The sequence below is a fragment of the Burkholderia sp. Ac-20353 genome (assembly GCF_017104785.1).
GTDB lineage: Bacteria > Pseudomonadota > Gammaproteobacteria > Burkholderiales > Burkholderiaceae > Burkholderia.
Map to the genome: position 1 here is coordinate 1 of NZ_JAAGPL010000106.1, position 14,010 is coordinate 14,010.

A 14,010-nucleotide genomic window follows, 5' to 3' on the forward strand; every position below is an offset into this window, starting at 1 on the left:
GCCGCGCCCGCGCGTGCGCCGCTCTATGCATGGGCGGAAACGCCTGCCGCCCCGATCACGCCGGCGCCGAGCGTTCACGATACGTTGCGCTCGATCGAGGCCAGCACCGCGCAATGGACGGCGCTTGGCGGCGCGACGGCCGCCGAAGCCGCGCGCGCGGTGGCGCCGCACGTTGGTGCGGCCGCCGTTGTGGCTGGTTCGGCTGGTTCGGCTGGTTCGGCTGGTTCGGCTGGTTCGGCTGGTTCGGCTGGTTCGGCTGGTTCGGCTGGTTCGGCTGGTTCGGCTGGTTCGGCTGGTTCGGCTGGTTCGGCTGGTGTGGCTGGTCTGCCAGACGCCGCCGGTGCGGCAGATTTGATGTGGCCAGCGGCACCGGCCGCGCCGGTTTCGGTTCCGCAACACGCGGATGTTCGTGACGCGGGCGTCGCTACCGACGACGACACGGCCGCCGAGCAAGACGACGCGCCGATCACATTGCCCGCGTTCGCGCCGGTCGATACAGGCTTGCTGCTTTCAGACGACTGGCTTGGCGCGCACGTTGCTGCGCCGACCGACGCAGCCGGGACCGACGCAGCGAGCCCGGCCGCGGCTTTCGAGGATACGCGCGTCGCCATTGCGCACGACGCTGGCGTGACGCCCCTGCCCGCCGTCGAACAAGGTCCGGATGTCGATGCGCATGCAGCGGGGGCAGCGCTCGACTCGCCGCTCGCGCCGCGCGTCGAACCACCGGTGGATCTCGCGCCTTGGGAAGACGTCGCGAGCATGACGACTGCCGCCATCGCTGCGACGGCCGCCAACATGGCGCCGAAAGTTCCGCATGCCGGAACTGCAGCGGTGCCAGCTACGGAAATCGATGCGTCGCCGTTTGACGCGGCACCGAGCGAGCCCGTCACGCCAACGGCGGACGATTTGGTCCAAGCCGATCGTGCGCCGACCGCTTCCGAAAGCACTTCTTCTGCGCATCACGCAGATGCGCTGCGGTTTGTGACCGCAGCCGATGCTGGCAATTCGGTATCGGCCGCCGCATCTGATGATCTGCGCGACGTCGCGTCGAATCCGGTCGAAACGCAGCCCGCTGCCCAAGTGGCGGCTAGCCGCATCCCGGAAAAGGCAGCGGTCGACACACCGTCGCTCGCAACCCCGAGCGTGGCTACGGCCGCGTCCGGTGCAACGCTTGCCGCTGCAAATGCGGCCGCCGCTGGCACCGACACGAACGCGAGCACACCTGCAATGGTCAACGCTGCGCCGGTGAATGCCGCCAGCGAAGCGCCGCTGCGCGTAACCGCCGTACCGATTTTGCCGACGCGAGGCGAGAACGTCGCGGCATCCGTCGTCAAACCGGCGCAGACGCCGGCACTCGGCGCAACGTCCTTGGGCACGGCCGCGGTTGCGCCAGCCGCCGTTGCCGCTTCGACGCCTTCGACTCCTGCCGCGTCGCAATCGGCGCCTGCAAGTGCGACCAATGCTGCGTCCACGGTGACGCCTGCGCCGCAGATCACGCATGCACCCGCGTCAGCATCGTCATCGACCGTCGCGCCGACGCCTGCCAAAGTCGCATCCGCAACCCCGGATACGGCCCCGTTTGCTCCAACCGCGGGCATGCCGGCGCAATCTCCCGGCACCATCGTAGCGAGCGCACCGACGCCCGCGCCGGCGCCTGCCGTGCCGTCGTCGAGCAATGGTCGCGCGCTGCCTGACGCGATGGGCGGCACGACTGACGGCGCAACTGCCGCCACGACGCCTGCTACAACCTTCGACGCGGCGAAACCTGCGACGCCGACTACGGCAACCACGACCACCGCTGCTCTGGCGAGCGCCGCAATGCCGACTGCAACCGTCGGTGGACCGGCGCTTGCCGCTTCGACCGTCGGCGCTACCGCACAGGCCGTTTCCGCAATGCCGGTCACCGCAACTCATGATGCAACGACGCGTGCCACGTTAAGCGCGGCAACCGTCGCGCCCACGGTTTCGGCGACACCCACTGCCGCAGCCCCCGTAGTGGCTACGCCCGCCGCGACGGCCGCCGCGACCGCCGCGCCCGTTGTACCCGCGACGCCAACTACCGCAGCTTCCTGGCCGACTACGTCTGCAGCGTTGACGGCAGCAACCGCCGCAAACGCAGTTCCGGCGACACTGGCTGCCAGCTCGACCGCGCTCGCCGCGCCGACCGCAGCAACCGCCGCCAACGCAGTTCCAGCGACACCGGTTGCCAGTTCGACCACGCTCGGCGCGACGACCGCGGCAACCGCCACACCCATCGTTTCCGCGACACCGACTACTGCAGTTCGTGACGCAGCGATACCTGTCTCGCCGATTGCCGCAACCGCGGCGGCTCCCGGCACGACACCCCCTGTCGCCCCGACTGCCGCCATCGCTGCTGCTGCAATTCCCGCAGCACCGGTTACCACGGCCCTCGGCGCAACGACACCCGCCGCGACCGTCATCCCCGACGCAACGGCACCGACCGCACCGACACCCGCGAACCCCGTTCCGGCAGTCCCCGCGGCATCGACCACCGCGCTGCCCGACGTCACCGCCCAGGCGACGCCCGCCCTGGCCACGCCCGCCGCAACCGACGCTTCACAGCGCCCGCCGCGGCCGAACGCGTTCGAGTTCCACGCGCCCGCGTCGTTCAGTATCGAGCTGCCGTCGATCGACCTGCTCGAACCGGCGTCCGACGACGTCGAGACGATCAGCGAAGAGCATCTCGCGCAGACCGGCCAGGTGATCGAGCAGCGCCTGCAGGAATTCAAGGTGCCGGTGACGGTCGTCGGCGCGTCCGCCGGCCCGGTGATCACGCGCTTCGAAATCGAGCCCGCACTCGGCGTGCGCGGCAGCCAGATCGTCGGCCTGATGAAGGACCTGTCGCGCGGGCTCGGCCTCACGTCGATCCGCGTCGTCGAGACGATCCCCGGCAAGACCTGCATGGGCCTCGAGCTGCCGAACGCGAAGCGCCAGATGATCCGGTTGTCCGAGATCTTCGCGTCGCGCCAGTACCAGCACTCGGCGTCGCAGCTGACGCTCGCGATGGGCAAGGACATCACGGGCAACCCGGTCGTCACCGATCTCGCGAAGGCGCCGCACATGCTCGTCGCCGGTACCACCGGCTCGGGCAAGTCGGTTGCGATCAACGCGATGATCCTGTCGCTGCTGTACAAGGCGGCGCCCGAGGACGTGCGCCTCATCATGATCGACCCGAAGATGCTCGAGCTGTCGGTCTACGAAGGGATCCCGCACCTGCTCGCGCCGGTCGTCACCGACATGAAGCTCGCCGCGAACGCACTCAACTGGTGCGTCGGCGAAATGGAAAAGCGCTACCGGCTGATGTCGGCCGTCGGCGTGCGCAACCTCGCGGGTTTCAACCAGAAGATCCGCGACGCCGAGGCGAAGGAAAAGAAGATCGGCAACCCGTTCTCGCTGACGCCCGAAGACCCCGAGCCGCTGTCGACGCTGCCGCTGATCGTCGTCGTGATCGACGAGCTCGCCGACCTGATGATGGTCGCCGGCAAGAAGATCGAGGAACTGATCGCCCGTCTCGCGCAGAAGGCGCGCGCGGCCGGCATCCACCTGATCCTCGCGACGCAGCGTCCGTCGGTCGACGTGATCACGGGCCTCATCAAGGCCAACATCCCGACGCGGGTCGCGTTCCAGGTGTCGTCGAAGATCGACTCGCGCACGATCCTCGACCAGATGGGCGCCGAGTCGCTGCTCGGCCAGGGCGACATGCTGTTCCTGCCGCCGGGCACCGGCTATCCACAGCGCGTGCATGGCGCGTTCGTCGCCGACGAGGAAGTGCACCGGATCGTCGAATATCTGAAGCAGTTCGGCGAGCCGCAGTACGAGGAAGGGATTCTCGACGGCCCGACATCGGAAGGCGCGGCGCAGGACCTGTTCGGCGACGCGCCGGACGCCGAGGCCGATCCGCTGTATGACGAAGCGGTCGCATTCGTCGTGCGCACGCGGCGCGCGTCGATCTCGTCGGTGCAGCGGCAGTTGCGTATCGGCTACAACCGCGCGGCCCGTCTCGTCGAGCAGATGGAAGCAGCCGGGCTCGTGTCGCCGATGGGCATCAATGGCAGCCGCGAGGTGCTGGTGCCGCCCGCCGCGGACTGACGGCGCGGCCGCCCGCTATCCCGCAAAAAGCACGAAGGGCGCTACAGATGCAGCGCCCTTCGCACATCGACGGCGGCAATCGGTTCTACAACAACCGCTTACAGCAGCCTCTTACAGCGCCGGAACCAGCTTGAAGTCGACCGGCCTGCCGACCGCGACCTTCTGCGGGTTCGCGTCGAGCTTGCCGGTCTCGACGTCGCGCCGGAACACGTAGAACGTATCGCTGTCCTGGTTGCCGACGATCAGCCACTTGCCGGTCGGATCGATCAGGAACTCGCGCGGCGTCTTGCCGAGGCTCGACTGCCGGCCGACGGTCTTAAGCCGCCCGTCTGCCTGGTTCACCGCGTAGATCACGATTTCGTTCGCGTCGCCGCGATTGCTCGCGTAGAGGAAGCGCCCGTCCGGCGACAGGTGGATCGCCGCGCCGCCGACCTTGCCCTTGAAGCCCGGCGCGGCCATCGGCACCGTCTCGACCGGCGTCAGCTTGCCGTCGTGATAGCCGAACACTTCGACCGACGCATTCAGCTCGCTCGTCACGTACGCATAGCGGCCGTTCGCGCTGAACACCATGTGACGCGGGCCCGAACCGGCCTTCACGGGCGTGTAGCGCGCGTCGGTCGGGCCGATCAGGCCGCGGCTGCCGTCGACCGTGTAGCGATAGCCGAAGATCTTGTCCGCGCCGAGATCCTGCACGAACAGGTAGCGGCCGTCCGGCGAGAACACCGTCGAATGCACGTGCGCGCCGTCCTGGCGCCCCTTCACGGGCCCCGTGCCTTCGTGGTGCACGCTCAGCACGGCCTTGCCGACTTCGCCGCTGTCGCTCAGCGGAAACACCGCGAAGCTGCCGCCCGGGTTCGACACGACCGAGTAGTTTGCGGTCACGAGGTACTTGCCGTCCGGCGACAGGCTCAGGTAGCACGGATCGTTCCCTTCGGACGACACGCGGTCGAGGAACGTCAGCGCCCCCGTCTTCGCGTCGAAGCGGAACGCGCTGATGCCGCCGCGCTGGTCGGCCGGACCGTTGTCGCCGGGCAACTCGTTGACCGCGTACACGGTGCGGCCGTCGCGGCTCGGCAACAGGTATGACGGATTGACGGTCTTCGCCGACGACAAGGGCGCGACGCTGCCCGTCTTCGAATCGAAGCGGTACACGTAGATTCCGTCGCTACCGCCGTCGGTATAGGTGCCGACGAGCAGGTTGTAGACGCCGTCGGCCGGGGCCTGCGCGGACTGTTGCGCAAATGCATGCGTCGCGGATAAGGAGAGCACGATCGCGAAACCTTTCATCCAGTGAGCGAGCTTAACCGGAAGACCAAGCGGAAACCTGCGCGGAAACCCTCGAGTCGAAGCGCGCGCGTCATGTACGCGTAAACGTTTGGGCATTGAATCCTCCTTGCATCGAGCCGCTTCAAGTGTTGAGATGTGGCGAAACGCCGGCCGTGAGCGTTGCGCCGCCCGGCCGAGTATACGGGCCACCGCGCCCGGGCGTGAAGCCCGCGGTGGCGCTGTCCGCCATGTGAACTCGCAACCAGGATTGCCGCCCATGCCCGCCCTGATCGAAGACTACGCCCTCGTCGGCGACGGCCATACGGCCGCGCTGATCGCAAAAGACGGCTCCGTCGACTGGCTGTGCTGGCCCCGCTTCGATTCGGGCGCCTGCTTCGCGGCGCTCGTCGGCACGCCCGAGCACGGCCGCTGGCTGCTCGCGCCGGCCGCCGACGCCGCGATCACGCACACGACGCGCCGCTATCGCGGCGACACGCTGATACTCGAGACCGATTACGAGAGCGCCGACGGCGCCGTCACCGTGGTCGACTTCATGCCGCCCGGCAACGGCTGGTCCGAACTCGTGCGGATCGTCGTCGGCCGGCACGGCACGATGAAGATGCGCATGGAGCTGGTGTTGCGCTTCGACTACGGTTTCTCGATTCCGTGGGTCACGCAGCTGTCGCGCGAGGACGGGATGAAGGCGATCGCGGGGCCCGACACCGTCGTGCTGCGCACGAGCGTGCCGCTCACCGGCAAGAACCTGCATACGCTCGCCGAATTCACGGTGAGCGCCGACGAACGCGTGCCGTTCTCGCTCGGCTACGCGCAGTCGCACCTGCGGCTGCCGCCCGCGCGCGACCCGCTGTCGATGCTTGCGCGCACCGAGAACTACTGGCTCGAATGGTCGGGGCGCTGCCAGGTGCAGGGCCGCTACGCGGCCGCGGTGCGCCGCTCGCTGATCACGCTGAAGGCACTCGCGTACGAGCCGACCGGCGGGATCGTCGCCGCGCCGACCACGTCGCTGCCCGAGAAGATCGGCGGCAACCGCAACTGGGACTACCGCTACTGCTGGCTGCGCGACGCGACGATCACGCTGCTCGCGCTGATGCGCGGCGGCTACTACGACGAGGCGCGCGCATGGCGCGCGTGGCTCGGCCGCGTGATGGCCGGCTCGCCCGAGCAGATCCAGATCATGTACGGCATCGCCGGCGAGCGCCGGCTGCCGGAAATGGAGCTCGACTGGCTGCCCGGATACCAGGATTCGAAACCCGTGCGGGTCGGCAACGGCGCCGCGAACCAGCTGCAGCTCGACGTGTTCGGCGAAGTGATGGCGGCACTGCATCTCGCGCGCGTGGGCGGCCTGCAGGCCGACGACACCGTGTGGTCGGTGCAGTGCACGCTGCTCGACCATCTCGAGAAGATCTGGCGGGAGCCCGACGAAGGGATCTGGGAAACGCGCGGCGGCCGTCGCCACTTCACGTTCTCGAAGGTGATGGCGTGGGTCGCGTTCGACCGCGCGATCAAGTCCGCGGAAATGTTCCGCCTGCCCGGCGCGCTCGACCGCTGGCGTGCGCTGCGCGACGAGATCCACGCGGACGTCTGCGCGAATGCCTGGCACGAAGGCAAGCAGGCGTTCACGCAGAGCTACGGCAGCGACGAACTCGACGCGAGCGTGCTGCTGCTGCCGCTACTCGGCTTCCTCCCGCCGGAAGACCCGCGCGTGGCCGGCACGGTCTCCGCGATCGAACGCGAATTGCTGCACGACGGCCTCGTGCTGCGCTACCGCACCAGCGAATACGACGACGGGCTGCCGCCCGGCGAAGGCACGTTTCTCGCTTGCAGCTTCTGGCTCGTCGACAGCTACGCGCTGCTCGGCCGGATCGACGAGGCGCACCGGCTGTTCTGCCGGCTGCTGTCGCTGTCGAACGATCTCGGGCTGCTCGCCGAGGAGTATGACCCGGTCGCGGGCCGCCTCGTCGGCAACTTCCCGCAGGCGTTCTCGCACGTCGCGCTCGTGCACACCGCGATGAACCTGATGCACCATGAGGAAGCGATGGCGCGCGCGGTCGGCCAGCCCGCGCCGGCCGTGGCCACCGGGCGATGAACCCGGGCGGTGGACGCTTCTTCAGAGAACGTCAAATCGTAAAAATTTCATGAAAATTCCGGGAAATGTTGCATTGCAACACGCATCGTTGTCCGATATGATCGACGCGATTGGCCGATCGCAATGCAACATGGCCGGTCGCTGACCCACACGGCACGCCGCGACGCCCCACGCCGCCCTCGCGCACCAACCCCAAGCGGGAGTAGTCTGCATGCTTTACCAACTGCACGAATTCCAGCGGGCAATGCTGAGCCCGCTCACGGCCTGGGCCCAGGCCGCGTCGAAGTCGTTCGCGAACCCGTCCAGCCCGTTCTCGCTGGTTCCCGGCGCGACCCGGATGGCCGCCGCGTACGAACTGATGTACCGGCTCGGCAAGGACTACGAGAAGCCCGAGTTCAACCTCCACCAGATCGTCAAGGACGGGCACAACATCCCGATCGTCGAGCAGACGATCGTCGAGAAGCCGTTCTGCCGGCTGCTGCGCTTCAAGCGCTACTCGGATGACGCCGATGCCGTCACCCAGCTGAAGGACGAGCCGGTCGTGCTCGTCTGCGCGCCGCTGTCGGGCCACCACTCGACGCTGTTGCGCGACACCGTGCGCACGCTGCTGCAGGATCACAAGGTCTACATCACCGACTGGATCGACGCACGGATGGTGCCGGTCGAGACCGGCCCGTTCCACCTGCACGACTACGTTGCATACATCCAGGAATTCATCCGTCACATCGGCGCGCGCAACCTGCACGTGATCTCGGTATGCCAGCCGACGGTGCCCGTGCTCGCGGCGATCTCGCTGATGGCGAGCCGCGGCGAGGACACGCCGCTCACGATGACGATGATGGGCGGCCCGATCGACGCGCGCCGCAGCCCGACGTCGGTGAACTCGCTCGCGACCCAGCATTCGATCTCGTGGTTCGAGAACAACGTGATCCACACGGTGCCCGCGAACTATCCGGGCGAAGGCCGTCACGTGTACCCCGGTTTCCTGCAGCATGCGGGCTTCGTCGCGATGAATCCGGAGCGCCACGCGCAATCGCATTGGGACTTCTACCAGAGCCTGCTGCGCGGCGACGAAGACGACGCGGAAGCGCATCGCAATTTCTACGACGAATACAACGCGGTGCTCGACATGGCCGCCGAGTATTACCTCGAGACGATCCGCATCGTGTTCCAGGAATTCCGGCTCGCCGAAGGCACGTGGGAGATCGGCGGCGAATTCGTGCGCCCGCAGGACATCAAGCACACCGCGCTGATGACGATCGAAGGCGAGCTCGACGACATTTCCGGCAGCGGCCAGACGCACGTCGCGCACGAGCTGTGCACGGGCATCCCGCAGGACCTGCGCCGCAACCTGACCGCCGAGAAGTGCGGCCACTACGGGATCTTCTCGGGCCGCCGCTGGCGCACGATCATCTACCCGCAGCTGCGCGACTTCATCCGCGAGAACGCGCCGGAACCGAAGCGCGGCGACGCGAAGGAGCACCCGGACGCCCCGGCCGCCGGCACGCTCACCGCCGTGCCTGCGCAGGAAAAACCGTCCGAGCCGGCCAGGACGTCGGCTGCGACGGCAGCGAAGCGCGTGCGCGCGAAAGCGTCCGATGCACCGGCCCCCGCGAAAGCCCCGGCTGCGAAAACCCCGGCCGCGAAGCGCGCCAGCACGCGCGCGAAGCCGGTCCGCACCCGCAAGGCCGCCTGACGCGCCCGCCGCCAAAGACCCAAAGCTGCAAAGACAAACGCCGCCGTGCGCAAGCCCGGCGGCGTTTCTTCATCCGGCGGCCGCCAACCCGCGTTCAGCGTCGCAGCAGGTAGGCGAGCAGCACCTCGGTGTTCATCCTGACCATCTCCGCGCGCTCCTCCGGCAGCGTGAAGTCGCGCCCGAGCGTCGCCGCGAGCGTGAAGCGGTTCGACACGATGTAATAGCCGAGCCCCGACAGCGTCACGTAGAAGCGCAGCGGATCGACGTCACTGCGGAACAGCCCGGCCTTCTGGCCGCGCGTGAGCACGTTCGCGAGCGTCGCGACGATCGGCGACATCATCTCGCGAATCCGCGTCGACTTGTGCAGGTAGCGCGCCTCGTGCAGGTTCTCGTTGTTGATGAGCCGCAGCAGCTCGGGATGGTCCCGGTAGTAGTCCCACACGAAATGCGCGAGCCGCGTGATGGCTTCGACGGGCGCGACACCGTCGAGGTCGAGCACCCGTTCCGCCTCGGTCAGCGCGGAAAACGCGTGTTCGAGCACGGCGGTGAACAGCTGCTCCTTGCTGCCGAAGTAGTAATAGAGCATGCGCTCATTGGTTTCCGCCCGTCGCGCAATCTGGTCGACGCGTGCGCCGAACAGGCCGCCACTCGCGAATTCTTCGGCCGCCGCCATCAGGATGCGGCGGCGGGTGCCTTCAGGATCTCTTTTGATTTTTGGCTGATTCATGGTGGCGTTTTGCTATGTGAGCCGCGTGATCCGGACCGGCCGCCCCACGTCGTCGGCGCCGGCGACCCTGGAACGGGCGCGCCGCGTGCGGCCGCCCTCCTGCTGCGCCCCTGCAAAAAAGCGCTTCGATTATGCGCATAGACGGCGACAAGCGCAATGCGGGAAATCGGCGATAATCCGGATTTGGCAAACCTTTCCGGCCGTGCCCCGCGCGCGGCTGCGAGACATTCGGCGCATAGGCGCCCGTTGTCACCGTGACCGACTCCAAGACTCTCGCAGATCGCATCGAAGATCTGCTTCCCCAGACGCAATGCACGAAGTGCGGCTATCAAGGCTGCCGCCCGTATGCCGAGGCGATCGCCGCCGGCGACGCGAACTATAACCAGTGTCCGCCGGGCGGCGCCGAAGGCGTCGCGCGCGTCGCACGGCTGCTCGGCAGGCCCGTGATCCCGCTGAACCCCGTCAACGGCGATGAGCGGCCGCGCCCCGTCGCAGTCATCGACGAGAGCCTGTGCATCGGCTGCACGCTGTGCATGCAGGCGTGCCCGGTCGACGCGATCGCCGGCGCACCCAAGCAGATGCACACGGTGATCGCGTCGCTCTGCACGGGCTGCGACCTGTGCGTGCCGCCGTGCCCGGTCGACTGCATCGCGATGGTGCCCGTGACCGGCGAGCACACCGGCTGGGACGCATGGACCCAGCAACAGGCCGACGCCGCGCGCGAACGCCACGACCGCCGGCTCGCGCGCGAGCGTCGCGAGCGCGAAGCGGCCGAAGCGCGCGCGGCCGCTCGGCGCTCGGCTGGCGCGGCCCAGCCGGCTGCCGCGCCAGCCGCTGCGCAGTCCGCCGAGCAGTCCGCCGAGCAGTCCGATTTGCAGTCCGATTTGCAGCCCGATTTGCAGTCCACTACGCAGCCCGCGGCCCCGACCGGCGCGGCCGCGGATGCCGACGCGAAGAAACGCGCGATCATCGCCGCTGCGCTCGAGCGCGCGCGCAAGAAGAAAGACGAGCTGGCAGCACAAGGCGACGCGCCGAAGAACACCGAACGCGTGAGCCCCGCCGTCCAGGCGCAGATCGATGCGGCCGAAGCGCGCCGCAAGCGGCTAGCCGAACAGCAGGCGCAGCAGGCCGGCGAATCCGGGCCCAAATCCGCGCCCGAATCCGCAGACGGCACGCCCACGCCGCCCGACAAGAAACCACAATGAACGCCAGCAAACGACGCGCGATCTTCGAAACGCTGCAGAGCCTCAATCCGAATCCGACCACCGAGCTCGAGTACTCGACACCGTTCGAACTGCTGATCGCGGTGCTGCTGTCCGCGCAGGCGACCGACGTGTCGGTCAACAAGGCGATGCGCAAGATGTTCCCGGTCGCGAACACGCCGCGGCAAATTGTCGCGCTTGGCGAGGAAGGCGTCGCCGAGTACATCAAGACGATCGGCCTGTACCGGACCAAGGCGAAGAACGTGGTCGCCACGAGCAAGATCCTGCTCGAGCACTACGACGGCGAAGTGCCGGCCGACCGCGAAGCGCTCGAGAGCTTGCCGGGCGTCGGCCGCAAGACCGCCAACGTCGTGCTCAACACCGCGTTCGGCCACCCGACGATCGCGGTCGACACGCACATCTTCCGCGTCGCGAACCGCACGGGCCTCGCGCCGGGCAAGGACGTGCTGGCGGTCGAGGCCGCGCTCGAGAAGTTCACGCCGAAGGAGTTCCTGCAGGATGCACATCACTGGCTGATCCTGCACGGCCGCTACGTGTGCAAGGCGCGCAAGCCCGAATGCTGGCATTGCGCGATCGAGCCGCTGTGCGAATACAAGCCGAAGACGCCGCCGCCCAACGACTGAAGCATCCGGATATCGCGCAAACGCGCGCAGTAACTGCCGTTGCCTGATCTGCGCGCCCTGACCCGCGCGTCCTGCGCTGCGTTGCCGGCAACGCATACCTCCGCGCTGCGCCCCCGCCTACGCGTTAGACGTCGCGGTCGCGTCGTCCGTGGCTGCACCGCCCGCGCGCACCAGTGCCAGCACCGCCGCGAGGATCGCGGCGCCCCCCAGCCACTGCATCGGCGACAACGCCTCGCCGAACAGCAGCGCCGCGAGCGCGACCGTGACGACCGGCTCGAGCGTCGACAGCATCGACGTGCGTGCCGCGCCCAGCCGCTCGAGTCCCGCGAAGAACGCGAGCATCGCGGCGACCGTCGACACGAGCGCAATCGCCAGCATCGCGGCCCATCCGCCTGCCGTCGCCGGCCAGTGCGGCGGCGCGCCGAACGCCGCGTCGCGCACGATGGCGATCAGCACGAGCATGATCGTCGCCGATACGCAGATGACCGCCGTCGTCGCGAGCGGGTCGACGCCGCGCGTCGCCTTCGTGCCGGCGACGATGTACAGCGAATAGATCACCGCGGCGCCCAGCGCGAGCGCGATGCCGAGCGGCTCGCCATGACCGCCGCCGACCATCAGTGCCGAGCCTGCAACACACAGCACGAGCGCAACGACCTTGGTGCGTGTGAGCCGCTCGCCGAGCCACCATGCGGCGAGCAGCGTGACGAATGCCGGATACAGGTACAGCAGCAGCGCGACGAGGCTCGCCTGCGCATGCTGGAGCGCGCTGAAGTAGCAGAACGACTGGCCGACATAGCCGACCGCGCCCATCGCCGCAAGTGACGCGAGCGCGCGGCCGCGCGGCCACACGACGCCGCGATGCCGGGCGATCGCGGCCAGCACCGCGCCGCCAACTGCAAAGCGCACGATCAGCAGGCCGAGCACGTCGACGCCACCTGCATATGCATAGCGGCCGAAAATCGCCATCGCGCCGAACGCGGCGGCGGACAACGCGACGAACAGCGCGCCCTGCACGGCGGCGGACGGCGAACGGGAAGTGGAAGACATGGCGCAGCGATCCGCAGGCGGACGGGGCGGTTGCAAGAAATCATCAGAGTGTATCGACCGCGCGGCGCGCGGCCTAGCCCGCGCTTACCCGCTTACCCGCTTACCCGCTTACCCGCTTACCCGCTTACCCTGCTGCCCTGCTGCCCGGCCGCCTCGCCAGCGGCGAACCGCGAGGCGGCGTACAATGCGCGACGCGGCATGAGGCCGCGCGAATGACGACGTTCCCCACCATGTTCAATCCGAGCCGCGACGACGTGCGTCGCTTTTTCATCGACACCTGGCGCAAGCAGCGCGCCGGTGAAATCCTGACGCCGCTGGAAGCGATCGCGGCCGACTGGATCGTCGAACACCCCGAATACCACGACGAACTCGCGGACACCGACGGCGCCGCCACGCGCAACTACGCGCCCGAGGAAGGCCGCACGAACCCGTTCCTGCACCTGTCGATGCACCTCGCGATCAGCGAGCAGTTGTCGATCGACCAGCCGCCCGGGATTCGCGCCGCGCACGACAAGCTCGCGGCGAAGCTCGACTCGACGCACGAAGCGCAGCACGCGATCATGGAGTGCCTCGGCGAGACGATCTGGGAAGCGCAGCGCACGAATACGCCGCCCGATACGGACGCGTACCTGCAGCGCATCCTGCGCCGCGCGTCGCGCGACTGAAACAGCCGCGGCACCGGCACATATTCGCCGCCTCCCGGCGCATATTCACCGCCTGCGTCCCTCCGGCTGCCCGCTACAGGCCACGCCGTCCGGACGCGGACAAAAAAATACCCCGCCTCGGCGGGGTATTTTCGCTGCGCGGCCCTACGGCCACGGCACGCTTACTTCTTGAGCACGAGATCGCCCTTCAGCGATTCGATGTAGGCCGCGACGTCCTTCATGTCATTGACCGACAGGTTCTGCACCTGCGCCTGCATGATCGCGTTGTTGCGGCCGAGCAGCGGGTTCGTGAGGCCCATCTGGTACTGGCGCATCGCCCAGACGAGGTAGTCGGCGTGCTGGCCCGCGAGGCGCGGATACTCGGCGTTGATCGGCTGGTTCAGCTTCGCGCCGTGGCAGGCTGCGCAGTTGTGCGACTCGACCAGGTCCTTGCCCTTCGACAGGTCCGCCGCGTGTGCGGTGCCGATCGCGAGGCCGGCCGCGAACGCGATCGCCGACGCCGTCTTGAATGCGTTGTTCATGAATGCTCCTATCCCGCGTGTGAGA

10 protein-coding genes are annotated in these 14,010 nt (G+C 68.1%); 6 read left to right on the forward strand and 4 right to left on the reverse strand.

Annotation, left to right across the window (positions count from 1 at the left end):
• Nucleotides 1–4,110, forward strand: a 4,110-nt coding sequence (locus G3N94_RS42590) for a DNA translocase FtsK (protein WP_241022076.1), incomplete at its 5' end; no start/stop codon positions are given.
• Between the two features lie 111 nt (nucleotides 4,111–4,221).
• Here the strand turns inward: G3N94_RS42590 and G3N94_RS25910 are convergent.
• Entirely contained in the window at nucleotides 4,222–5,397 is a 1,176-nt protein-coding gene (locus G3N94_RS25910; protein ID WP_205795394.1) for a lactonase family protein, read from the reverse strand.
• A 256-nt stretch (nucleotides 5,398–5,653) separates the two neighbouring features.
• Between G3N94_RS25910 and G3N94_RS25915 the strand changes: the two genes are divergently transcribed.
• Together G3N94_RS25915 and phaZ are read left to right on the forward strand one after the other, a co-directional pair.
• Nucleotides 5,654–7,483, forward strand: a complete 1,830-nt coding sequence (locus tag G3N94_RS25915; RefSeq protein ID WP_205795395.1) for a glycoside hydrolase family 15 protein — start codon at nucleotides 5,654–5,656, stop codon at nucleotides 7,481–7,483.
• A 211-nt stretch (nucleotides 7,484–7,694) separates the two neighbouring features.
• Nucleotides 7,695–9,179: a polyhydroxyalkanoate depolymerase gene (gene phaZ, locus G3N94_RS25920; protein ID WP_205795396.1), complete on the forward strand. Its 1,485-nt coding sequence runs from the start codon at nucleotides 7,695–7,697 to the stop codon at nucleotides 9,177–9,179.
• Between the two features lie 94 nt (nucleotides 9,180–9,273).
• Here the strand turns inward: phaZ and G3N94_RS25925 are convergent, their stop codons facing one another.
• Complete coding sequence (locus tag G3N94_RS25925; RefSeq protein ID WP_205795397.1) at nucleotides 9,274–9,906, reverse strand: TetR family transcriptional regulator; 633 nt, start codon at nucleotides 9,904–9,906, stop codon at nucleotides 9,274–9,276.
• A 254-nt stretch (nucleotides 9,907–10,160) separates the two neighbouring features.
• Here G3N94_RS25925 and rsxB point away from each other — a divergent pair, with 254 nt between their 5' ends.
• Both rsxB and nth read left to right on the forward strand, forming a co-directional pair.
• Nucleotides 10,161–11,111, forward strand: coding sequence for an electron transport complex subunit RsxB (gene rsxB / locus G3N94_RS25930; RefSeq protein ID WP_205795398.1), 951 nt, complete (start codon nucleotides 10,161–10,163; stop codon nucleotides 11,109–11,111).
• Nucleotides 11,108–11,752 (forward strand): endonuclease III, encoded by a 645-nt coding sequence (gene nth, locus G3N94_RS25935; protein WP_205795399.1) that lies wholly within the window; start codon nucleotides 11,108–11,110, stop codon nucleotides 11,750–11,752. The genes rsxB and nth overlap by 4 nt, the downstream gene beginning before the upstream one ends.
• A 117-nt stretch (nucleotides 11,753–11,869) precedes the next feature.
• Here nth and G3N94_RS25940 read toward each other — a convergent pair whose 3' ends face one another.
• The gene (locus G3N94_RS25940) at nucleotides 11,870–12,799 is read right to left on the reverse strand and encodes a DMT family transporter (RefSeq protein ID WP_205795400.1); all 930 of its coding nucleotides are present in this window, start codon (nucleotides 12,797–12,799) and stop codon (nucleotides 11,870–11,872) included.
• A gap of 230 nt (nucleotides 12,800–13,029) precedes the next feature.
• Here G3N94_RS25940 and G3N94_RS25945 point away from each other — a divergent pair, with 230 nt between their 5' ends.
• On the forward strand, nucleotides 13,030–13,464 hold the full coding sequence (locus G3N94_RS25945; protein ID WP_205795414.1) for a DUF1841 family protein: 435 nt from the start codon (nucleotides 13,030–13,032) through the stop codon (nucleotides 13,462–13,464).
• A 161-nt stretch (nucleotides 13,465–13,625) separates the two neighbouring features.
• On the opposite strand, the gene G3N94_RS25950 is transcribed toward G3N94_RS25945, so the two are convergent.
• Nucleotides 13,626–13,985, reverse strand: a complete 360-nt coding sequence (locus G3N94_RS25950; RefSeq protein ID WP_205795401.1) for a c-type cytochrome — start codon at nucleotides 13,983–13,985, stop codon at nucleotides 13,626–13,628.
• Nucleotides 13,986–14,010 lie beyond the last annotated feature (25 nt).

Excerpts from the sequence above, each read along its gene's own strand:
- G3N94_RS25950 (WP_205795401.1), bottom strand. The coding sequence starts at position 13,985 with ATGAACAACGCATTCAAGACGGCGTCGGCGATCGCGTTCGCGGCCGGC.
- G3N94_RS25915 (WP_205795395.1), top strand. The coding sequence starts at position 5,654 with ATGCCCGCCCTGATCGAAGACTACGCCCTCGTCGGCGACGGCCATACG.
- G3N94_RS25910 (WP_205795394.1), bottom strand. The coding sequence starts at position 5,397 with ATGAAAGGTTTCGCGATCGTGCTCTCCTTATCCGCGACGCATGCATTT.
- G3N94_RS25925 (WP_205795397.1), bottom strand. The coding sequence starts at position 9,906 with ATGAATCAGCCAAAAATCAAAAGAGATCCTGAAGGCACCCGCCGCCGC.
- G3N94_RS25945 (WP_205795414.1), top strand. The coding sequence starts at position 13,030 with ATGTTCAATCCGAGCCGCGACGACGTGCGTCGCTTTTTCATCGACACC.
- phaZ (WP_205795396.1), top strand. The coding sequence starts at position 7,695 with ATGCTTTACCAACTGCACGAATTCCAGCGGGCAATGCTGAGCCCGCTC.
- G3N94_RS25940 (WP_205795400.1), bottom strand. The coding sequence starts at position 12,799 with ATGTCTTCCACTTCCCGTTCGCCGTCCGCCGCCGTGCAGGGCGCGCTG.
- nth (WP_205795399.1), top strand. The coding sequence starts at position 11,108 with ATGAACGCCAGCAAACGACGCGCGATCTTCGAAACGCTGCAGAGCCTC.